Annotated in this window: 19 protein-coding genes; 11 read left to right on the top strand and 8 right to left on the bottom strand. The window is 58.7% G+C overall.

Annotated elements, in window-relative coordinates; translation table 11 throughout:
* The 8 genes from SM766_RS18150 (at position 1) to SM766_RS18115 (ending at position 8,464) form a co-directional block, all read left to right on the top strand.
* The gene (locus SM766_RS18150) at positions 1-942 is read left to right on the top strand and encodes an alpha-E domain-containing protein (protein WP_368948687.1); all 942 of its coding nucleotides are present in this window, start codon (positions 1-3) and stop codon (positions 940-942) included.
* The gene (locus SM766_RS18145) at positions 943-1,740 is read left to right on the top strand and encodes a transglutaminase family protein (protein ID WP_368948686.1); all 798 of its coding nucleotides are present in this window, start codon (positions 943-945) and stop codon (positions 1,738-1,740) included.
* Positions 1,741-1,776: 36 nt separating this feature from the next.
* Entirely contained in the window at positions 1,777-2,508 is a 732-nt protein-coding gene (locus SM766_RS18140; RefSeq protein ID WP_368948685.1) for a proteasome-type protease, read from the top strand.
* A gap of 792 nt (positions 2,509-3,300) precedes the next feature.
* Positions 3,301-4,293 carry a UDP-glucuronic acid decarboxylase family protein gene (locus SM766_RS18135; protein WP_490363371.1) on the top strand — a complete coding sequence of 331 codons (993 nt, stop codon included), beginning with the start codon at positions 3,301-3,303 and terminating at the stop codon, positions 4,291-4,293.
* A complete protein-coding gene (gene galE / locus SM766_RS18130; protein WP_368948683.1) occupies positions 4,290-5,285 on the top strand; it encodes a UDP-glucose 4-epimerase GalE in 996 nt (331 codons plus the stop codon). The genes SM766_RS18135 and galE overlap by 4 nt, the downstream gene beginning before the upstream one ends.
* Positions 5,272-7,092 carry a glycosyltransferase family 2 protein gene (locus SM766_RS18125; RefSeq protein WP_368948682.1) on the top strand — a complete coding sequence of 607 codons (1,821 nt, stop codon included), beginning with the start codon at positions 5,272-5,274 and terminating at the stop codon, positions 7,090-7,092. The genes galE and SM766_RS18125 overlap by 14 nt, the downstream gene beginning before the upstream one ends.
* A 46-nt stretch (positions 7,093-7,138) precedes the next feature.
* Entirely contained in the window at positions 7,139-8,062 is a 924-nt protein-coding gene (locus tag SM766_RS18120; RefSeq protein WP_368948681.1) for a glycoside hydrolase family 26 protein, read from the top strand.
* Positions 8,063-8,185: 123 nt separating this feature from the next.
* The gene (locus SM766_RS18115) at positions 8,186-8,464 is read left to right on the top strand and encodes a hypothetical protein (protein ID WP_065272797.1); all 279 of its coding nucleotides are present in this window, start codon (positions 8,186-8,188) and stop codon (positions 8,462-8,464) included.
* Between the two features lie 212 nt (positions 8,465-8,676).
* On the opposite strand, the gene SM766_RS18110 is transcribed toward SM766_RS18115, so the two are convergent.
* From SM766_RS18110 to SM766_RS18085, 6 genes are all read right to left on the bottom strand, one after another.
* Positions 8,677-10,260 carry a tetratricopeptide repeat protein gene (locus tag SM766_RS18110; RefSeq protein WP_368948680.1) on the bottom strand — a complete coding sequence of 528 codons (1,584 nt, stop codon included), beginning with the start codon at positions 10,258-10,260 and terminating at the stop codon, positions 8,677-8,679.
* 126 nt (positions 10,261-10,386) lie between these two features.
* Positions 10,387-11,217, bottom strand: coding sequence for a glycosyl hydrolase (locus SM766_RS18105; RefSeq protein WP_368948679.1), 831 nt, complete (start codon positions 11,215-11,217; stop codon positions 10,387-10,389).
* An 870-nt stretch (positions 11,218-12,087) separates the two neighbouring features.
* On the bottom strand, positions 12,088-13,281 hold the full coding sequence (gene argE, locus SM766_RS18100; protein WP_368948678.1) for an acetylornithine deacetylase: 1,194 nt from the start codon (positions 13,279-13,281) through the stop codon (positions 12,088-12,090).
* Entirely contained in the window at positions 13,278-14,768 is a 1,491-nt protein-coding gene (locus SM766_RS18095; protein WP_274835138.1) for a tripartite tricarboxylate transporter permease, read from the bottom strand. The genes argE and SM766_RS18095 overlap by 4 nt, the downstream gene beginning before the upstream one ends.
* Before the next feature lie 13 nt (positions 14,769-14,781).
* Positions 14,782-15,279 (bottom strand): tripartite tricarboxylate transporter TctB family protein, encoded by a 498-nt coding sequence (locus SM766_RS18090; protein WP_368948677.1) that lies wholly within the window; start codon positions 15,277-15,279, stop codon positions 14,782-14,784.
* Positions 15,280-15,368: 89 nt separating this feature from the next.
* Positions 15,369-16,343: a Bug family tripartite tricarboxylate transporter substrate binding protein gene (locus SM766_RS18085; protein ID WP_368948676.1), complete on the bottom strand. Its 975-nt coding sequence runs from the start codon at positions 16,341-16,343 to the stop codon at positions 15,369-15,371.
* A 44-nt stretch (positions 16,344-16,387) separates the two neighbouring features.
* Here SM766_RS18085 and SM766_RS18080 point away from each other — a divergent pair, with 44 nt between their 5' ends.
* From SM766_RS18080 to SM766_RS18070, 3 genes are all read left to right on the top strand, one after another.
* A complete protein-coding gene (locus tag SM766_RS18080; RefSeq protein ID WP_368948675.1) occupies positions 16,388-17,383 on the top strand; it encodes a LysR family transcriptional regulator in 996 nt (331 codons plus the stop codon).
* Between the two features lie 1,003 nt (positions 17,384-18,386).
* Positions 18,387-19,727, top strand: coding sequence for an amidohydrolase (locus SM766_RS18075; protein WP_368948674.1), 1,341 nt, complete (start codon positions 18,387-18,389; stop codon positions 19,725-19,727).
* Between the two features lie 23 nt (positions 19,728-19,750).
* The gene (locus tag SM766_RS18070; RefSeq protein ID WP_274838742.1) at positions 19,751-20,002 is read left to right on the top strand and encodes a putative hemolysin; all 252 of its coding nucleotides are present in this window, start codon (positions 19,751-19,753) and stop codon (positions 20,000-20,002) included.
* A 522-nt stretch (positions 20,003-20,524) separates the two neighbouring features.
* Here the strand turns inward: SM766_RS18070 and SM766_RS18065 are convergent.
* Complete coding sequence (locus tag SM766_RS18065; protein WP_368948673.1) at positions 20,525-21,046, bottom strand: SRPBCC family protein; 522 nt, start codon at positions 21,044-21,046, stop codon at positions 20,525-20,527.
* A gap of 109 nt (positions 21,047-21,155) precedes the next feature.
* Positions 21,156-21,869, bottom strand: a complete 714-nt coding sequence (locus SM766_RS18060) for an SDR family NAD(P)-dependent oxidoreductase (RefSeq protein WP_368948671.1) — start codon at positions 21,867-21,869, stop codon at positions 21,156-21,158.

Genomic DNA, 21,869 nt, shown 5'->3' with positions numbered 1-21,869 from the left:
ATGCTGGGAAAAACTGCAGGCGGTCTTTACTGGATGTTCCGCGGGCTTGAACGGGCCGAAAACACCGCACGTCTGATCGAAGCGGGGTTCCGTATTGCCCTGACGCGCTCCACGGATCCAGCATCGGACTGGCGGTCGATCATTGTTGCCGCAGCGCAAAAACAGGGCTTTGACGCAAGGCATCTCGAATACACCAGCCAGAACGTCAGCGATTATTTGCTGCGGGAGCCAAGCAACCCAAGCTCGGTCCTGTCGGTGATCAAGGCAGCGCGAGACAATGCGCGACTTGTCCGCACCGCATTGACGACCGAAGTCTGGATTGCCGTGAACGAAACCTGGATGGTGCTGACGGATCTTCTTAAAACACCCGTTTCTGAGGCGGACCTGCCGCAGACGCTTGAGGCGATCCGCCATCAATCCGCTCTCGTGCGCGGGGCCTTGCACGGCACCATGCTGCGTAATGATCCCTATAATTTCTGCCGTCTTGGCACCTTTATCGAACGGGCGGACAGCACCGCGCGGATTGTGAATGTAAAGTATCACGCACTTCTACCATCGCCGTCCTTCGTCGGAAGCAGGCTCGATAATGTCCAGTGGGAAATGATCCTGCGCTCGGTCTCGGCGCACCGGTCCTTTCGGCACGCGTTTGACGATGATTTCAACGCTGCCAGCATCGCAGAGTTTCTTTTGCTCGACGAACGCTTCCCCCGGTCAATGGCGTTCTGTGCCTGCAACATCACCTCGAATCTTGCGGCCCTCTGCCCCACCGGAGGCGAGGAAAGTGGCAGCCTGAAGGCAGCGCGTGCCTTGCAGGCACGGTTGCAGCACCGGGACATCGGATCCATCTTCGAAGACGGGCTTCACGAGTTCATATCGCAATCGATCATCGATATCGCCGACATCGGCACGAGGATCGAACAAGAATACAGGTTCATCAGTTAGATGCGCATCAAGATCGCCCATAACACCACCTACATCTATGATCATCCCGTCTCCGGCGCCCTGCAACAGGTTCGATTGCAACCTGTCGACGGCCCCCTGCAACAGGTCAGGAACTGGGACATCGATGTGGAGCACGGCAGCGTTGTGGCAAGCTATCGTGACCATCACGGCAACCGCGTCAGCCTGATCTGCGCGGACGAAGGGGCAACCGGGTTGACGATAACCGCCCGCGGCGAGGTGGACACCGAGGACAAAGCCGGGGTGCTTGGCCCTGTCTATGGTCGTGCCCCGCTTTGGTATTTCCAGCAATCCACCGCCCTGACCGAGGCTGGCCCGCTGATCAAAGCCATCGCAGACAACGTGCCGGACCAGGGGAGCGAGCTGGAAAAGATGCACCTGCTGTCCGCGGCCGTCCTTGGCGCCGTGCCCTATACGCTCAATGAAACCCACACCGAAACCAAGGCGGAAGAGGCTGCGGGTCAGGGCAGCGGTGTCTGCCAGGACCACGCAAATATCTTCATTTCCGCAGCTCGCCTGCTGGGGTTTCCGGCGCGCTACGTCAGCGGGTATCTGGTCATGGACGACCGGATCGATCAGGATGCCAGCCACGCCTGGGCTGAAGCCCATATCACAGGGCTGGGATGGGTCGGCTTTGACGTCTCTAACCAGATCTCACCGGATGAGCGCTATGTGCGGCTTGCCATCGGACGCGACGCCCATGATGCTGCGCCGATCTCAGGCCTGCGGATAGGGCACGGTGAGGAGTCACTCATTGTATCTTTACAGGTGCAGCAGTAAGAAAGTTTCGCGATCTTGATCTGTTGGTGACCCCCTATGACTTACTGCGTGGCGATGCGGCTGAACCATAGCCTTATTTTCATGTCGGATACGCGCACCAATGCGGGTGTCGATAACTTTGCCTCCACGCGCAAGATGTTCACGTTTGGCGTCCCGGGGGAGCGCAGCATAACGATCATGACGGCGGGCAACCTTGCAACAACACAGGCCCTGATCAGCCTGCTGCGCGAACGTACCGAAGCCGCCGATGACCGTGATCCCGGAATTCTGAACCAGCCCACCATGTTCCAGGTGGCCCGTCTGGTCGGCTCGACCCTACGCGAGGTGATTTCCTACAGCACCCCTGAGGGGCAGCAATCGTCGGATGCCTTCAGCGCCTCTGTCATCGTCGGCGGCCAGATCAAAGGCGGCGCGCCCACGGTGTTCCTTGTCTACCCCGAAGGCAATTTCATCGAGATTTCCGATGACACGCCATTTTTCCAGATTGGTGAAACCAAATACGGCAAACCCATCCTCGTGCGGGCCTTCGGACCGGAAATGTCGACAGAGGACGCGCTGAAGCTTTTGCTGGTTTCATTCGATTCAACCGTCAAATCAAACCTCTCCGTCGCACCGCCGTTTGATGTGCATGTGTATGACAACGACAGCTTTGATCAGACAAGTATTTCCCGAATTGAAATCGACGATCCGACCTATCAGGCGATTTCATCGGGCTGGGGACAAGCGCTGAAAGAGGCCTTGGACGGGTTGCCTGCCTACAAGATCTAAGGCCCCCGAACGCCTGAACCCATATTCTGTGCATATTCGCCATCCATAGGGTTCCGGAATAACCTCCAAAACCTGTTCCCGATCACAAGGATTCAGGCGGCTCGTCACCCGTGAATTACAACATACGCGGCCACAAACCGCGCATCTGCCCCCCCTTTCGTGACATTGCTGCGCAATGCACTGCCAAACAGCGATCAAGATTGTTTTGGGGAGGCTCAAGGATCGGCGGCGCGCGCGCACTGATACGACAGAGCCCCGAAGACCCTCCTGTCAGCAACCGCACTCGTCGCAAGCTTTTCTATTGATTATGCGCCCTGCCCCAGCGGCGAGCCACAGCCGTCGGCAGGATGCGTGTCAAAATTACAAATACGGCGCCCACATCACAGTAAAAGCGCAAACTCGACTTTACCCAAGAAATTAATCTGAAGCACTATCGAATCGCTAACGCGGCCTTTTTGACGCAGCTGTCAATTGCTTAAATCCTACGGCAAATTTCGTAATAAATGACACCACCACGCGTTGATTCAAACCACCCATACGGGAACAAATTTGGCAAAAAGTGGAAAGCCACACCATATTCAGTATGAAGCCGAGGCTGCCTGCACCAATCTCCTTATTTTGTTGAAAATTTTATTAGACTATGGCAGGCTTCTTATCCGGAGGTCGTATAGACAGCTGAACTGGCAAGTTCAAACCGTCGGAAATATCACGCACTTCCATTTCGCATTTATGCCGATTGTTGCTTTTTTCTCTGACACTTCTTGGGGAGGAGTGGATTTGCGTACCAGTATCATGCCGCGTGTCGTTACACGAAATCATAAAGTTATCCTTATTGCCGGCGGGGCCGGTTTTGTAGGATCAAACCTGTGCAGACGTTTAATTGATGAAGGACACGAAATTATCTGCGTTGATAATTTCCAAACTGGAAACAGATGCAACATTGCACCGTTTTTACAGCATCCTCATTTCCGCCTGATCCAGCATGACATCTGTGAGCCCTTAGATATATCAGGGCCTGTTGATGAAATTTACAACATGGCCTGTGCTGCCTCACCGGACAGATATCAAGAAGGCCCGGTCCATACCTGCAAAACCTGTTTTCTGGGTGCGCTCAATTTGCTTGAGCTGGCCCGCCGCAAGAAGGCGCGGATATTGCAGTCCTCCACCTCGGAGGTCTATGGCGATCCGGAAATTTCTCTGCAGGATGAAAATTACCGCGGCTGCGTCAACACCTGCGGCCCCCGCGCCTGCTATGACGAAGGCAAGCGCGTGGCGGAAACATTGTTCTGGGAATATGGCGCCCACAATGGGGTTGAAACGCGGATTGCACGGATCTTCAACACCTATGGTCCCAACATGGACCCCGAAGACGGGCGCGTTGTGTCAAACTTCATCGTGCAGGCCCTGAAAGGCGAGGATCTGACCGTCTATGGCACCGGCTTGCAAACCCGCTCTTTCTGCTACGTGAGCGATCTTGTGGATGGGTTGATCCGTCTGATGGCTTCGGATGAGAAGATGCCCGTGAACCTGGGGAACCCCGGTGAATTCACCATGCTGGAGTTGGCCGAAAAGGTCGTCAAAATGGTGCGGTCGCGGGCAGGTGTCACGTTCCGGCCGCTGCCGCAGGACGATCCCAGACAACGCAAACCCAATATTACCCGCGCCAAGACGATCTTGGGCTGGTCGCCAAAAGTGAACCTCGACGAGGGGCTGGCATCCACAATCGAGTGGTACCGTGAGCGATTGGCGGCAGATCAGGAAGCGGAGGCACCAGCAGGACAATGACCCAAGCTTCCTCAATCCTTGTTACGGGCGGCGCTGGGTTTATCGGTTCGCATAGCTGCAAGGCCTTGAAAATGGCAGGGTACCTTCCCGTTGTCTTTGACAATCTATCCACCGGGCACGCAGAGGCCGTTCGCTTTGGCCCCTTCGTAAAGGGCGATATACGCGACCAGGATGCGGTTGCGGCCGCGATCTCAAAGCACAAGATCACCGCGATTTTGCATTTTGCAGCCTCCGCCTATGTCGGAGAGAGCGTTCAGCACCCGAACGCCTATTACGAAAATAACGTCGGCGGCATGATCTCCTTGCTGAAGGCTGCAAGCGCGACCGGCATCAAGCGGATTGTATTCTCCTCAAGCTGTGCCACCTACGGTGTGCCGGAGACATTGCCGATCATCGAGACAACGCCGCAACGGCCGATCAATCCATATGGCCGGACCAAGCTGATTGGCGAGCAGATGCTGGAAGATCTCGCCCATGTGACGGATCTGACATTTGCCTGCCTGCGCTACTTCAATGCGGCGGGGGCAGATCCCGAAGGCGAGCTGGGCGAGCAACATGATCCCGAAACCCACCTTGTCCCCCTTGCTCTGATGGCAGCGTCGGGGCGACGCGAGGTCCTTTCGATCTTTGGGGATGACTATCCGACACCCGATGGGACCTGCATTCGCGATTATATTCACGTGGCGGATCTGGCCAGGGCGCATGTTCTGGCCCTGCAGCACCTGATGCAGGGAAAGCCATCGATCAAGCTGAACCTCGGCAGCGGCAGGGGGCATTCGATCCTTGAAATCGTGCGCGCCATCGAGGCCAAGACTGGCCGGAAGTTGCCCATCCGGATCGAACCTCGTCGCGCCGGTGATCCGCCGTCGTTGACTGCAGACCCTTCCCGCGCCGCCGAGGTGCTGGGGTTCCGGGCCGAGCTGTCTTCGCTGGACCAGATCATTGAAGATGCGGCCCCGTGGTTCGGGCTGAAATGCAATGTCGCAGCGTGACCCCCGATATCGCAACCTGTCCCGTATAATTGTGGGACGCAAACGGGTCCTGTTCTGGGCCCTGCTGGGGATATGGGCGGGCGCGACCCTGTGGTTCTGGACATGGTGGTTCTCGCCTGAGCACATCGCATCACCGTGGCGGTTTGCCCTTGTGACCGGGCTGCTGGGCTGGCTGAGCTTCCTGCAATGCTATTTCGTCTATTTCGCGTTGCGCGCAGTTCGCTCCTGCGCGCCCGATCCAGAGCCCGAGCAATTCCGCGTGGCCATGATCGTGACCAAGACGCCCTCAGAACCGTTCGCGGTTGTGCAGGCCACGCTTGAGGCGATGCTGGCGCAGGATTATCCGCATGACACCTGGCTCGCGGATGAAGACCCCAGCGCCGACACCATAGATTGGTGCGCCCGTCACGGCGTGAGGATTTCCAGCCGCAAAGGAGTGGAAGAGTATCATCAGGCAACCTGGCCAAGGCGCGCACGCTGCAAGGAAGGCAATCTTGCCTATTTCTACGATCACTGGGGCTACGCGGAATACGATATCGTAAGCCAGCTAGACTCCGATCACGTGCCGCAACCGGGCTACCTGCGCGAAATGTTGCGCCCCTTTGCAGATGCGGATGTGGGCTATGTCAGCGCCCCATCCATCTGTGCGTCCAACGCCTCCCGGAACTGGGCGGCGCGCACGCGTCTCCACACCGAAGGAGCGTTTCACGGGGTGCTGCAGGCGGGCTATACCGCCGGGTTTGCACCGATGTGTATCGGATCCCACTACGCCGTGCGGACCCGTGCCTTGCAGGAGGCTGGCGGATTGGGGCCTGAGCTGGCCGAGGATCATTCCACAACAATGCTGATCAATGCGGCAGGCTGGCGGGGGGTGCATGCGCTGGATGCGATTGCCATCGGCGACGGCCCGGCAACGGTGGCCGATCTTGCGACTCAGGAGTTCCAATGGTCCCGCAGCCTGGTGACCCTGTTGCTGGTGCATACGCCGCACTATCTGCGACAGTTGCCACTGCGGCTGAAATGGCAGTTCCTGTTCTGTCAGATGCTCTATCCCATCTTCGGCGTGACTTTCTTGCTGATGTACCTGCTGCCCATTTTCGCGGTTGTGTTCGATGTCCGTTACGCGGAAATCACGTTTCCTCAGTATCTGCTCCACGCGGTGCCACAAATCGCGGCCTTGCTGCTGCTGGCAAGCGCCCTGCGGCGGCTGAAGGTTTTCCGCCCCGTGGATGCCCCCCTTATCAGCTGGGAGCGGACCCTGTTCCTGATGCTGCAATGGCCCTGGGTATTGTGGGGCTGCATTTCAGCCCTACGAGACAGCCTAACAGGGCGCTTTGTCGATTTCCGGATCACCCCCAAGGGCAATACCGGGCCAACCCGTTTGCCGGTCAAGGTCTGGGCGGTCTATGCGATTTTGGCTTTAGGGTGTATCCTACCGGTATTGCTGGCGGAACATCTGGAACAGGCGCAGGGTTTTTATCTCCTGACGCTGTTTTCCGGGAGCCTTTATACCGCCACACTGACCGTGACGGTGTTGAGACATTTTTACGAGAACGGATGGCCCGTCAGATTACAGTGGCGGGATGTTGTAGTGCAGACGGGGGTTGTGGCGACCACAGCGACATTGCTGTTCAGCGCCTTTACGATCCGCGCAGCAGAAAGCGCCTATGCCCTGTCGATTGGCCTTGAATCGGTGCAAATCGTCGACGTGCAGGTCAACGTCGCAGGGGCTGGCAGCGCACATCGAGATCCGTTTGGATATAGGTTTAATTTTGACTGGGGTGATGAACGCACCCCAGCGTGGTGACCGAAGAAACCCAGTGCGGTGACCACAGTATAGGAGGACCGGGTCTATGAAACGTTTCAAACCAGTCTCTCGCGCGAGGCGCATACTTGCTGCGATTGCAATCGCGGGATCTCCCCTCATCCTGTCCGCTGCGCCTCTTCCGCCCGGCAACATGCCCTATGGCGCATTTGACCCTGAGGGAGATTATAGCGACGAACCCGATGCGGTGATTGAGCATGTCTTCCTGCCCTGGGAGGACGTGTCGCTGATTTCCCTTCTGGATGCCGATGAATATGCGCTGGAACGCGGGCGCGCCCTGATGGTCACGATCGAACCCTGGACCTGGACCGTGGACGAACGCAACACACCGGAATTTCTGCGCAATGGCATCCTGAATGGCTATTATGACGCCAATATGCGCGGCATCTGCCAGGTGCTCAAGGATCTGCAAAGCCCGATCTCTGTGCGGTGGGCGCATGAAATGGAGCGCAACGAAGGCCAATTCATTTGGTCAGATTGGGATCCGGAAGACTATATCACCTCGTACAAGCGAATGATTGACATCTGCCGTGATCAGGCCCCCGACATCACTGTTGTCTGGTCGCCCGCAGGGGATGACGGGCTGGAGGATTATTACCCCGGTGACGACTACGTTGATATTGTAGGCCTGTCGATTTTCGGTCTCGAGCAATGGGAGATCGATATTCTCGGCGGCGCGCGCAAGTACCAACAGTGGCTGGACGAAACCTATGCTCGTGTAGAAGTTTTCGGCAAACCGGTCATCGTTGCAGAGCTTGGCTTTGTCGGCAGCGCCGCCTACGTGGCGCAATGGGAAGGGGAAGTTCGGCAACAACAGCCCGACAAACCGCTGTTGTCCGGTGTGGTCTACTTCAACCAGAAAGAGGTCTACCCCTGGCCAGATGGATATGGCTTGCCGGATTGGCGCCTGGAAAACCGAGTGATCGGCGAAGATCAGGAGGTTGGCAACTAGCAAAAATTCGCCACTCACAAAGCAGCCACAAATCAACCATTGCTTAACCATAAGCATGCCTTAATTTAGCGCATCAATGGTGGGGAAACCACCGGAGCAAGCTAGGGGCAGCGAGCAATGTTTATGAAGACAGCGACCGATTGGGTGTCTGCGACGCTCAGTGTTGGGTTTATTGTGGCAATCACTGCGATCCCAATGACTGCAGCCGCCGAGGCAGAACAGCAAAGCGTCGAGAATGTTTATGCTTTCAACTGGATGGCCAATGGCAAGAAGGTGAGCAAACGCGAAGCACGTGCACGTCAGGCGGCGCGGCGGGCCTCTTGGATGAGCACGCGCGGCGGGGCCACGTGGATTTGTTCTCCGGCAGGGTTTGGTCAGAAGTCGCGTTGCTATCGCGGCTAAAGCCGTGATCGCCGCGATCCCCGGCCGGATCTAGACCAACATCTTTTGAAAAGATGACCTCTCCGCTTTTGCGGAGCAAGTCTGCCGCCGACACGGGAGGTCTGCGGCGCGCGCCACATACGGTGCACAACCCGGCCAGACTGCCCCCGGTGGATCTGGCACCCTTTTCTGTCAATCAAGCATCTGTCAATCCGGACTCCGGCCCCTGCACATTATCGTTGAGCCAGCAGCGCTCCGATGACTCTGGGCTGCATCACGGTATCCTGACAGGGTTCGGTATCCGGCAAGGTCCGGCAGGCATTCCACAAAGCTTTCAGGGTGCGTGGCCCTGCATACCCGTCTAGGGGGCCAACAGCCTTGCCTTGTTGTTTGAACCTGGATTGCAGGACGAAAATCGCGAAATTCGGGTTGCTGGCAAAGATATCCATGCCGAAGTCGGTGCTCTTCAGGTCTGGTCGACTTTTGAATTCTGCGAGAAATTCGTCATACCGGTCCGACCGCCGCGTGCCCGCCAGCTTCAGGGTAAACTCCAACCGCTCCCGATCGGCCTCGTCAAGAAGGTGGGAATAGCGCTCCAGATATCTTGCAGCCTGTTTTGGTGACTTTCTGACATTGAGCCGGTTACCGTCGCGGACAAGCTGGATCAGAAATTTAGCCGCCTCGGGATTGCCATCCTCTGACGCCTGTTCAAGCATGTCGATCGCATCTGGACCGCTTGCGCGCATATTGATGCCGTATAGCTGTCGCAACGCCTCCAGCTTAGCGATACGGGGTTCACCTGCCGCACGCGCCTTTTCGGCAAAGGTTTCGAATTGCCCGCGCCGGTCCTTCCCAAGGTATCCAAACATCGCCCCTTCAGCCAGGGTCGCCCAGGCCGCGCCGGTGCCCAGCTCCCCGCTTTGGATCAGCAGGGCCTTTGCGGTCTTGCGGTCTTTCTGACGCCACATCATATCCGCGCCAAGGTGGAGCAGGCCTTCGCCATTGCCCGCCATTGCCGCATCTTTGAAAAGTGCGGTCGCGCGGGGACGGTCTTTGGGTAGGTCGCCACCAAAGAACAATAAAGTGCCCAGAGCCACCTTGGCCTCGGCATCGCCAGTGTCCACCGCGCGTTCTAGCAACTGCACACCAGTGGCAAGGTCCTGCTCCATGATCCGGCCGCTGATGAGTTGTTCTCCCAGGATGCGCATTGCATCCGGGCCTCCCTTCTGCGCTGCCAAGCTCAGATAGTCCCGCGCCTTGCTCGGGTCAGCAGGTGTTCCCACGCCCCACAAAAGCGCCTGCCCCAGCGTTTCCTCGGCGAGCAGATCGCCCTTGTCAGCGGCCGTGCGCAGCAGACGCATCCCCCTTTCAGGGTCCGCCTCGACATAGAAGCCATCGAGCAGGACTTTGCCCAACACCGCTTGCGCTGCCGTGTGATCGGCCGCCGCTGCCTGTGAAATCAGCGCCATCCCCCGATCCTTGTCCTGGGGCAGCCCCCTGTTGCCATAAAGGAGGATTTCACCAAGCTGGAGTTGAGCGTCAACGGCGCCCGGGTCTGCGGCAGCCTCTTGCAAGGCGTCAAACTCAGCTGTTTGGGCGTGAATGACTGGCCCGGTAGCGCTGAGAATTACAACAAGACCGATGCCAATTCGTTTCAATAGAGGAGGACGTACGGACATTTCCCTTCCCTCACTATTTACCCTTTTATTAGACGCCTTTGAGGCCGCCTTTGTCAAATGAATCCAGATGCGGCAAATGTATGATCCTATGGTAGCGGGAGACACGCGCCGCTCTATTGGCTTATCTAAACGGTTCAATTTCAAAGCCCTGCGCAGAGGCGATCCAAACTCGATTGCCTTAGCAATGGTATGAGGCTGAATGAATTACCAGGCCGCATCCTACCCAAATACAGAATGCTCAGGCGACACCAAGATTATAGTGCGCTAGTTTTCCCGGCTGGAAACGCGCAGGGCTTCCAGTTGGCTGAGGGTCCGGTCAAATGCCTGCCCCGTCGGGGTCAGGGTCAGATCGTCGTTGACGAGGTTCAGATGCGGAGTGTGGCCATTCCAAGTGTAGGGATTGGCGGCGAACCAAGCATGTCTTTCCACAAATGGCAAACCTTCCATCATGCGCATGGCATCTTCAACGAATTTGGCATTTTTCCGATAGGTCGCAGATCCGGGTCGATGCCAGTCAACATAAGCAAATTCGGTAACCCAGATCGGGCGATTGTATTCCGCGTGAACAGCTTTCAGCCAGTCGCGAAATTCCCTCACGCTTCCGTTGGTGGAATAGTAGTGCACCGCCATAAAATCGACACGCAGCCCGCGCGCCTCGACTTGGTTCATGAAGCGGCGTTGCCAGGAGTTTTTCCCCAGCGTTCCGCCCTGTGTGGTGGCCGGGCTGCCTAGGCGCAGACCACGCCGTTCCAGCTTGGGCCACAATGCGGCCGCGCGTGCAACGGACAGTCTGCGTTCGCCGTCCGGTTCGTTGAAACCCAGCAGATGCCGTACAGGCAAATCTGATTGTATTGGCTTGTTCACATCCGACACGTTGTGGATCATGGGTACAAATTCCACACTGCGTCGGTGGCGGCGGCTGGTATACATCTGATCGGGTCGCCAGTTGTAATACCACCCGAGCGCCGGCGTATCTTCCAGCCATTTTAACATGGTATAGCTGGAATTTTCCCAGGCCCCGACCCCTGCCTTCTCAGCCTGCGCTGATCCAACAATCATCATGGCCATAAGTGTCGCAAACACATAGCGCAGCATGAACCCGCCTCTCCAAGTTGCTGTCAACTCAAGCCGCCTGACGCGACTTGGGGTTCAGGCGGTCTAACGCGTTAGAACGGCCATTCTTGGGCAAGAAGTGGGTATAAATTGTTAACTGTGACGCTCGTTTTCTGTCGTACATTCCTATTTTTACTTACTTTTTTAGGAGAATGCTGAAGGGTTTCTTGCCGGGATGAGAATTTCGATCCCGTTTCACAACCCCTTGGACCCGTTTTGGCCCATCTCATCTGCCTCATTGCTGCTGTGAAGCCTTGTCGCACGGAAAAGGGTCTTAGCCCAGTTCTCCGAGATCAGGACTGAATGGTTCCTTGGCTGCTGTGACAGGTAAGCAGCACCACCGCGAGGCAAACGCCTATTCGGCTTCGGATACGTCGCCTCTTTCGGCGCCCCGATATCCCGCCAGTCAGGTAGACCCATCTTGAAGGCGCGCTGGCGGCAATCATCGACTTGGTTCAAAACGCAAAAAGCCCTTCTGTGGAAGGGCTTGATGAGAACACGCATGAGTATCCAATTAAGGTTGGTTGCGGGAGCCTGCTGCCGTCGCCATCTACCTCAACCATCCTGCCATGTTTGATCCCATTTGGTGTGAAGGAAGCGGATTGTTCAAAGCTGGAACCCGTGGTCAAATTGTATCCCGGTGGACTTCGCTACATTGTCCTGAGAGCTAAAAGGTATTTTCGACCTGCTCTTCATCGCAGCCTATGCCGGTCACAATGTCTTCCTGTGCAACCCCACAATACTCGTGATGCATCCTAATCCTGCTAGAGCACTGCGACATTCCAGGACAAAAGACCGGAGTATTTACCCCGGCCCACCAGTTTTCTCGCACTTTGAAGGACCAAATCAGTTTCAGGCTTCACTCAGGCGCACGGTGAGCTCCTCCAGGAACTCCAAGCAATCCTCTATCTGGCTGATCTCGACGAATTCATTGGGCTTGTGCGCTTGTTCGATCGAACCGGGCCCCACAATGACAGAGGGGATACCGCCGATCTGTTCGAACACGCCGCCTTCGGAGCCGTAAGATACCTTACCGCCATATTCGGGCATCAGATCCGAGAGCGCGCGAAAACCGGCGCTGTTGCGGGCATCGTTCATCGCCGGATAGGCAAAGATGCGGCTGAAGGTGATGCCGCACCCGGGCGCACGCGCTTGCATTTCGGCGTTGATTTCACCGGCGCTTTCAATCAGCGCCGCCATCTCTCCCTCCGGGTCATTCTCCCCGATCGAACGCAACTCGAAGGTAAAGCTGCAATGATCCGGGGTCACGTTGGTGGCCACTCCACCCGAGATCATGGTCGCCAGCAAGGTCGCATGAGGCACGGTGAACTCTCCGTCAAACGGCCCCTCGGTCTCGTACGCTGCGGCCCGTTCGGTAATCAGCTGCAACACCCTGCCGGCGTATTCCACCGCGTTCACATGGCGCGGGGAGAAGGACGAATGCCCCGAGGTGCCGGTAACAGTGGCTCGCATGGCGATCTTGCCCTTCTGGCCAGTGACCAGCTTCATGTCAGAGGGTTCGCCAATGATGGCGAACTCCGGCGGCACCGGCAGCGCGGCCAGATGGCGGGCGATGTCCGGCGCGCCAAGGCAACCGACTTCCTCGTCATAGGAAAAGCACAGGTACAGCGGACGCTTCAGATCGGCTGCAGCAAAGGTGGGCGCGGCGGCCATGACACAGGCCGCGAAACCCTTCATATCGCAGGCGCCGCGACCGTAAAGGCGCCCATCACGCTCATCCATGGAAAAGGGCGGCGTGAGCCAGGTCTCCTCATTGGCAGGAACCACATCGGTATGACCAGACAGCACAACCCCCGGCTGGTCTTCGGGGCCGAACCGGGCCACCAGGTTCACTTTCTGCCCGCTCTCGTCCGGCAAAAGGGTGATCTCCGCCCCCAACTTCCGGAAATGGACCGCCATATGTTCGATCAGGGGCCGGTTCGGGTTTTTCGACACGGTATCAAATCCGATCAGCGCCCGCAGGTGCTCTTTGGCCTGCTCCAATTGTGGATGGCTTGGGGCGATGGCTCGCGCTGGCTGGCTCATGAGATCAGGGCCTTTCGTTCTTTGGATTTCTGGATTTCGCGGCGCACGGTCAGGCCCACCACAAAAACAATCAGGGCAGCAAACACCCAGGTGATCGGGGAGGACAGTAGAATGCCCGGCTCTCCGCGCGAAAGCGCCAGCGCACGGCGCAGGTTCTCTTCGATCATCGGTCCCAGAATAAAGGCGATGAGGAAGGGAGCAGCCGGGATATTCAGCAGGAACATGGCAAAGCCCACGCAGCCCATCACCAAGAGTACCGTAACGTCGAACATGCTGGACGAGATCGAATAGATCCCGAACAGGCACAAAAGAAGCACCGTCGGCGTCAGCAGGGTCTGCGGAATATGTGCAACATAAGAGAACATCCGCATCGTCAGCTTGCCTGCCCCGAACAGCAACACCGAGGAGAACAGCATGCCGATGAACAGCATGTAGATCTCGTGCATGTTGGTCTGGAACAGCAGCGGCCCAGGGGTCAGGCCCTGGATCATGAAGGCTCCGAGCATCACGCCGGTAATCACATCACCGGGCACGCCCAGCGCCAGGAGCGGGATCATGGTCGCCCCGCAGGCACCGTTGTTGGCGCTTTCGGAGGCTGCAATGCCTTCCAGCTCTCCCTTGCCGAAGTTCTTGCCGTTTTTCGAACTCCGCTGCGCTTCACCATAAGAGAAGAACGCCGCAGCCGAAGGACCGATGCCCGGGATCGCCCCCATAATCACGCCAATGGAACTGCCGCGCAGGATCGACTTCAGCGAGCTGAGGAATTCCGCGCGACTGACCTTCTGATCACCCAGCTTGGCGGTCTCCTGATCGGGGGCCGCCCGCATGACGATCATCTTGATCAGCTCGGGCAGGGCAAACAGACCGATCAGAACAGGCGCCACCGACAGTCCCGCCTGCATGTCATCGGTAAAGGCAAAGCGGAAGGAACCGTACATATCCTCTCCCGCAGTGGCCAGAAGCAGGCCCATGGCGGCTGAGACCAATCCTAACAGCAGGGAATTTCCCGACACCCCGGCAACCGTGGTGAGGGCAAATAGCATCAGCATGAAGTATTCCGGGGGGCCCACGTGCAGCGCAAGCATCGCCAGCGGCGCGGCGAGGAAAATCAGCGATAGGTTCGAAATGAAATCGCCGGTAACCGACGAGTAGAGCGCCATGTTCAGCGCCTTGCCCGCCTTCCCCTGCTGTGCCAGCGGATATCCATCCAGCGCGGTGCAGGCGGCCGAGGCGGTGCCCGGCGTCTTGATCAGGATAGCCGAAACCGAGCCGCCATAAGTCGACCCCTTGTAAAGTGCCACCAGCAGCAGGATCGAGGGGACCGGCGCCATGTAGAAGGTAAAGGGCAACGCCAGCGTAACCGCCATGGTACCAGTCATGCCCGGTATGGCGCCGATGATCACACCGCCCCAGATACCTGCGACCATGATCAGGAGGTTTTCAAGCGTGGCGACCGCCTGCAACGCGATCAGAATGTCATTCATCATGGTTTCAGTCCCTTCAGATCCCGATCGCCGTCGTCAGCATCCCTTTGGGAAACTGCGTGCCCAGCGCCTGCTGGAAAAATGTCAGAAGGAGGAGCGGTCCGAGAATGGAAATCGCCAGCGCCCACAGGACGTGACCGCGTTCACCGGTGAGCAGGATGCACAGTCCCGTCAGAGCCATAGCCGCAATGGGAAATCCGGCCAGCGGCACCACCAGAACAAAGCCCGCAAAGGCAGCAGCGGCGCCCAGCGCCCGAAGCACCATGGTGGCAACAGGAGCACCATCGGTCTCGGTCAACTCCTCGTTTGGCAGGCCGCGTCCCAGAACTGCCTGTACAATGGCCAGCAGGCCCAGACCGGTTCCGATAAGTGCCACCGTACGCGGCCACATATCGGGCGGAGGGGCAAATCCGGGAATGAATGCGGGGCGCGGCACATAGACCGGGATCAGCACGGCGGCCACAAGGGCAAAAAAGGCTGCGATCAAAAGGCCGCGAAAGAGAGGTTTGGTCATCGCTCGATCTTTCGCTGTAGGAGGAACAGCCCCGCCCGCCCGAATGGGAACGGGGCCGCTCCGGTCTTGTGAGTGAAAGCGCTGGAGGCTTATTCGGCGGGCAGGTAGCCGAACTTTTTCGCCAAGCCGTTGAACAGTTCGTACTGCGCCTTGGCATAGGCGGGCATGTCCACGGCGCCCACGGTCGAGATTGACCCGCGGCGTTCGGCCAGGGTCAGCCAAGTCTCATCTGTAGCCACTTGGCCCAGCACGTCCTGCCATTTGGCAATCACGTCTTCCGGCAGGTCCTTGGGTGCATAGAGCGCACTCCAGCCGGTGACTTGACCAGCCTGCTCGTATCCCAGCTCGGCCGCGGTCGGGACCTTGGGCAGCTTGTCCATACGCTTGGGAGCAAAGACCATCAGCGGCTTCATGCTTCCGCTCTCGATATGCGGCATCAGCGAACCCGCCGAGATCGCCAGAAAATCCACGTGACCGCCCAGCAGCGCGGTCGCCAGTGCTCCGCCACCCTTGTAAGGCACCAAGGTCGCAGCAGTCAGCGGATCCAGACCGGCATCCGACAGCAGCGATTGCACGGTGAACCCATCGATTGCGGTCGCGCCCGAGGCCGCATAGGCCATGCGACCCTCGGACTCTTTTACCGCGGCAACCAAATCTTCCGCGCTGTCATAGGCGGCATCGCCCTTCACCGCGAGGATCATCGGCGTGGCTTCCAGGCTACCCACGAAGGTGTACGCGTCCCAATCGACTGAAGCCTGCGGGTTCACGGCCGGGGTCAGCGCCATGCCAACGCGGGCCAGCAGCATCGTGTATCCGTCCGCATCCGCTTCGGAAACGAAACGCGCGCCGTTCATGCCGCCGGCGCCAGGCTTGTTCACCACGGTCACAGGCTGTCCCAGGTAGGGCTTTGCACTTTCGGAAAGGGCACGGCCTGCCAGATCGGAGGCACCGCCGGGGCCATAGGGAACCACCAGGGTCACGGCCTTTTCGGGATAGTCAGCTGCCATGGCAGCGCCAGCGACCATCGAGACGGCCAGGGCAAAGCCTGAGATGAATTTTTTCATGGTATCCTCCCACAAAGCGGCCGGGAGCCCGACCGGAGTTTACGATGGGGATCCTGTTCCACAGTATTCAAATATTGACAAGGATCACCTCTAGTATGCAAAAAATACATACTGAGGGGAGCAACAAGATGATCAAAGTGCGAGAACTCGAGGCTTTTGATGCTTTCATGCGCCTCGGCAGCGTGCAGACTGCTGGTGAATTCTTGGGGCTGGGTCAGCCAGCCGTCAGCCGCCTGCTTAGCGCTCTTGAAGAGCACGTGGGCTTTCCTCTTTTTCTCAGGAAACGCAACCGCTTGGCCCCAACACCCGAGGCCTTTCAATATCACATGACGGTGCAGCGTGCCCTCGCCGCCATGCGCGACATTGAAGAGGAAGCAGCCGCTATCGCGAATAAGCAACTCGGCCATCTGGTGATCGCCGCCCAACCAGTATTCTGCGATACGTTTCTGCTGGATGCCATCGCCGTATTCCGCCGCAGTCACCCCGGTGTCAGCATCCGCTTGGTCGATGTCGGAATGGAGGAAATGATGCGCATGATCGCGGAACGCAGTTGCGATCTGGCGCTGGGGATCACCCTGGAGGCCGAATCTTTTGGCGCCACGGCCCGCACCTTGGCCCGCTGCGAAGCGCGTTGCATCCTGCCAGTGGATCACCCTTTGAACCAGCCGGGTGAAATCCCCCTGCCCCGCCTGCGGCGCGAGAGCTTTGTCGATCTGGCCCCGGGCAGTCCACTGCGCACCCGAGTCGATTACCTCATGCAGACCATCGACGTGCAGCGGAACATCACCGCCGAGATGCGCAACCTGCGCGGTGTGGTCAAACTCGTGGAAATGGGATTAGGACTCGCCATCGTTGATCCCGTGGCCTGCCGCCTGTTGGATCCAGCCCAAGTAGTGGACCGCCCGCTCCTGCCCTCCATCGCTTGGGACATCGCCCAATTCACCCCCCGCGACCGCCCGCTCAGTGCGGTGGGCCAGGCGTTTTCTGACGTAATCGCCACCGAAATCGCACGCCTGCGTAGCCAAGGCTTGGTGCTTTGAGCGTGGCATCTGACCCCGACAACGGCATCGGGATACCACGCTCGATGGCTTCGATATTGGTGCACAACGCCAATATGAAACAGGATATGGTAGACTTTCTCAGCCCAAAGCGGCCCCGTGCCTCGTGACCACTCAAGCAGTGTCAGCCCATGCATTTTCGGGTGGCAAGTGGATATTCTCTGCGGTTGCGAGAGGATCGAACGGCCGGTTTGACCCGCAGGGGGTCGATGTACCGTGTCTGGAGCGTCGAGCCCTCCTCTGCGTCGGCGCAGGTCCGCTTCGAGCCCATTTCGACCTTGCCCTAGTGCGCCGCCTTTGAATCGTCTGGCGCGAACCGGACCTTCGATCAATGCTAAGCAAAAAGTTGCCACTGCGACTAGAAAGTTTGTTGGCTCCGCCGGATCTCGAGTACGCTCTAGGTGCGCGCGTTCGTCGGTGAGGAGATTTTTCAAAATGCCCATTTTAGACCGCAGAACCTTTGTCCGTGCCAGTATTGCTGGAGCAACGGCACTAACGCCCGTGGGGCGGGTCATGGCGCAGACGGGTTCGCTTCAGGACGTCGGAAGCCTCTTCGTGGCTTCGCCAAAGGCTACCATCTATACTGCTCGAGAAATCGTAACGCTCGACCCGGCACGGCCCGCCGCGGAAGCGGTCGCAGTCGTGGACGGGCGCATCCTCTGGGTTGGCAGCCTTGAGGATACCGTCGCGATCCTCGGCGATCAGTCCTACGAGGTCGACACGACCTTCGCCGATCACGTGATTGTTCCGGGCTTCGTGTCCCAGCACGATCACCCGGTTCTGGCCGCGCTCAGCATGTCGTCCGAGATCCTGTCGATCGAGGACTGGGTCCTGCCGACGGGGACGGTCCCTGCCGTGAAGGACAAGCAGGACTTCATCGACCGGCTGACAGCCGCCGTGGCCGCGCGGTCCGATCCCGACGAACCCGTACTGACCTGGGGCTACCATCCTTCCTTTTACGGACCTCTGACGCGGGCCGAACTCGATGCTATCAGCACGACCCGGCCGATCCTCGTCTGGGGGCGTTCCTGCCACGCAGTTCTTCCTCAACACCGCCACGTTGGAACGCGGCGGTCTCACGCAGGAGGCATACGACGCCTTTTCCGCCTCGGCCGGGGAGCAGAGCAGCTTCGAGGACGGCCATTTCTGGGAACAGGGGATGTTCGCCGTTCTGCCGTACATCGCCACCATGGCTGCCAGTCCCGAACGGCTTCAGGCGGGGCTGGAAATCGTAAGGGACTACATGCATTCGAAGGGCATCACGATCGGCAACGAGCCCGGGGGCATCCTTTCCAGGCCGGTGCAGGACGGTGTGAATGCTGTCTTCTCCAGCCCCGACATGCCATTCCGCTGGTCCTTCATGCCCGACGGCAAGAGCCTCGTCGGGATGTACGACGATGACGCACAGGTCATCGCCGAGACCGAAAAGCTCGCCTCCTGGTACGGCGGCATGACTAGCACGACGTCCAGGCAAGCGAAGCTGTTCGCGGATGGGGCGATCTATTCCCAACGCATGCAGGTGCGCGAGCCCTACCTGGACGGTCACAGCGGCGAGTGGATGATGGACAGGGACGTCTTCGAGCGCGCCTTCCGCATTTACTGGGATGCGGGGTACCAGATCCACATTCACGTGAACGGCGACGAGGGCCTCAACCGCGTCCTTGACACGCTCGAGGCCAACCTGCGGCGCAACCCGCGCTATGACCACCGCACGGTGATCGCCCATTTCGCGGTGAGCGGCGCCGACCAGGTGTCCCGCATCAGAAAGCTCGGAGCGATCGTCAGCGGCAATCCCTACTATGTCACGGCGTTGTCCGATCAGTATGGCGAGGTCGGGCTCGGCCCCGAACGCGCGAACGAGATGGTGCGTCTCGGCGACCTCTCGCGCGCGGGTGTCCGGTGGTCGCTTCATTCCGACATGCCGATGGCGCCGGCGGATCCGTTGTTCCTGATGTGGTGCGCGGTGAACCGTCTCACCACCTCGGGCCGCGTCGCTGGCTCCGATCAGCGGGTGACGGTCGAGGAGGCGCTGCGCGGCGTCACCATCGAGGCTGCCTATTCGCTGAAGCTGGAAGACGAGATCGGGACCATTTCCCCCGGCAAGCGTGCGAACCTGACGATCCTCGATGCGAATCCTCTTTCGGTCGATGCAATGGAAATCCGCAATATCGGCGTCTGGGGCACGGTCATGGAAGGGCGCATGCTTCCCGCAGGAGAGCCAGAGCGGAAGGCCTCGCTCGAACTGCCGGGAGGACCGCAAGTCAAACAGGAATTCACGGAGGCCGCCCTCCATCATGCGCTGACGGTCGCCCATGGCGTGCATTGATCCAAATCTGCGAGGGAGCGCATATGAATGTTGAACGCAAAGTACTGGCTGTCTTGTTCATCGCGGTCGGCGCAACGATGACCGGCTGTTCGCAGGATGAGGCTAATGGCGAGCAACCGGGAGCAACCGGCCTTTCCAATCCCGCCGCGGTCTACTGTGTCGACAAAGGCGGCACTTATGAGATCCGCCGCGCCGATGACGGTTCAGAAACCGGCGTCTGCATTCTCGCGGACGGAACCGAAGTGGATGCCTGGGCTTACTTCAGGGATCAGTAAACCGACTGGTCACGAAGTAAACAGCTATGCAGCCATCCATGGCGCCGTTGAGTAACGGCCAGTTTGGGTCATTCGCAAAATATTGGATGTCTCCCTGCATGGTCTGGAAAGTCCCGCTTGCCTTCCGTCAAATGATATTTGCAGACTGCACTTGCGGCGAAGGTCTGCTCTTTCCATTGCTCATGCAGCATGTGAACGCCGCCCAGCTGCCAAATCCCGCGACTTTGCAAATGTCACTATCTGCGCTTCGCTGACTTCTGCACTGATTGCAGCATCGCCCTGGTCAGCTGAGCGGAGCCGAAGGTCCGCTCTTAGGAAACCTCTCGCGCCTGCAGCAGAGCCTGCGCTGCGCCCTTCTGGAAGGTCGTATTTGGGCTCTTAGCGGACATTCGCCCCCATGTGCAGCTTTGCCGACACGACTCAAGGCCCGGTGTGCGGACAGACCGGACTTTGATATGTGCGGCCAATCACGGGTTGTCTCAGGTTCTAAGCCGTTTTCTGCGCATTGAGGCCTCGCCGTGTTCAGCAGCCATTCCCGTTGTCGCGCAGCGCCGCGACGCGCTCCTTGAGGGCCTCGTTCATCAGCACATAACCCGGCTCGATCGCATCCAACTCGGCGAAGGAGATGAACAGGCCGGAAAACACCTCGGTATGGTGCAGTCGCGCGCAGGTGGGGGACAGGCTTTCCAGATCAAAACGGTGAACGCCGCGAAAGATGCCGACCGGGCCGCCACCCCACACCAGACTCTTGCCTCGATCGTATTCCATCAGGCGCGGGTTCACAGTCACTGCGGTTCCGTTGGGCTTCTCGACGTGAACTGCAAGATTCTGGCCGATCTTCATCTCGCCCTCGACGCGAACGTGATATGGGTTCCACTCAGGATAGGCGTCGGTGTCGGCCAAGATGTCCCAGATCACATCGGCGGGTGCCGGAATGTCGATCGAGGTGTTGATTTCAAGGCGGGTAAGGCTCTTGGTCGTGTCGGCCTGCAGTGGGAGGGCGGCACTGGTAATTGAGAGCGATGCAATGATGGGTTTCAACATGTCAATATTATTTCCCTTGGTTGGATTCGATATGGTCTGTTAGCCTGCCGGGCGGTCCGGATTATTGAAAAATTCCGCCAAATGCCGAAGAGAATGGCAGGGCCGGTACTCACACCTTGGCGAGGAACCTCGCAACGAGACCGGGCAGAAAGCGATTGAGCCGCATCACGAGCCTCGACTTGCCCGGCGCTACCAGCGTCGCGCCCTGCGCAACACCGGCGATGATGGCGGCAGCCATGTCCTCGGGAGAGAGCTTGCCGTGGCCCCGGCCCGCGGTCATGTCGGTGGCGACGACTGGAGGGATCACTTCGACCACCGCGATGCCTTTGCCGCTCATCTGATGTCGCAGGGCGCGGGTGAATGAGGACAGACCCGCTTTCGTCGCCGAATAGACCGGGGCCGAGGGCTTGGGGTGCAATGCCACCAGCGAGGTGACGTTGACCACCGTGCTGCCCGCTCCCCGCAGGAAGGGCATGAGCGCCAGGCTCAGCTTGATCGGACTTGCAAGGTTCAGGGCAATCTCCGTGTCGATGGTTGCCGGCTCAATGAAACCTGTCAGCGCGATCTCGTTCTGGATACCCGCATTGTTGATCAGGATGTCAACGCCCTGCCCCCATTCCTCGATCGCCCTGACTAGGCGAGCAATCCCCGCGTCGGTGGCAAGGTCGGCGGCGAGCGGCTGGATATTACTCCTACTTGCCTTGGGAAGCGACCGCGCGACGGCAATCACCTCGTCGCCCTGCGCGGCATAGGCATTCACCAGCGCGGCTCCGATTCCACGGCTGGCGCCGGTTACGACAATGGATTTCCGAATATACTGCAT

Source organism: Pseudophaeobacter sp. A-200-2 (assembly GCF_041008815.1).
In the GTDB taxonomy this organism is placed as follows: Bacteria; Pseudomonadota; Alphaproteobacteria; order Rhodobacterales; family Rhodobacteraceae; genus Phycobacter; species Phycobacter gallaeciensis_A.
Note: the sequence above shows the minus strand (reverse complement) of the source record. Positions and strands in the feature narration are given on the sequence as shown.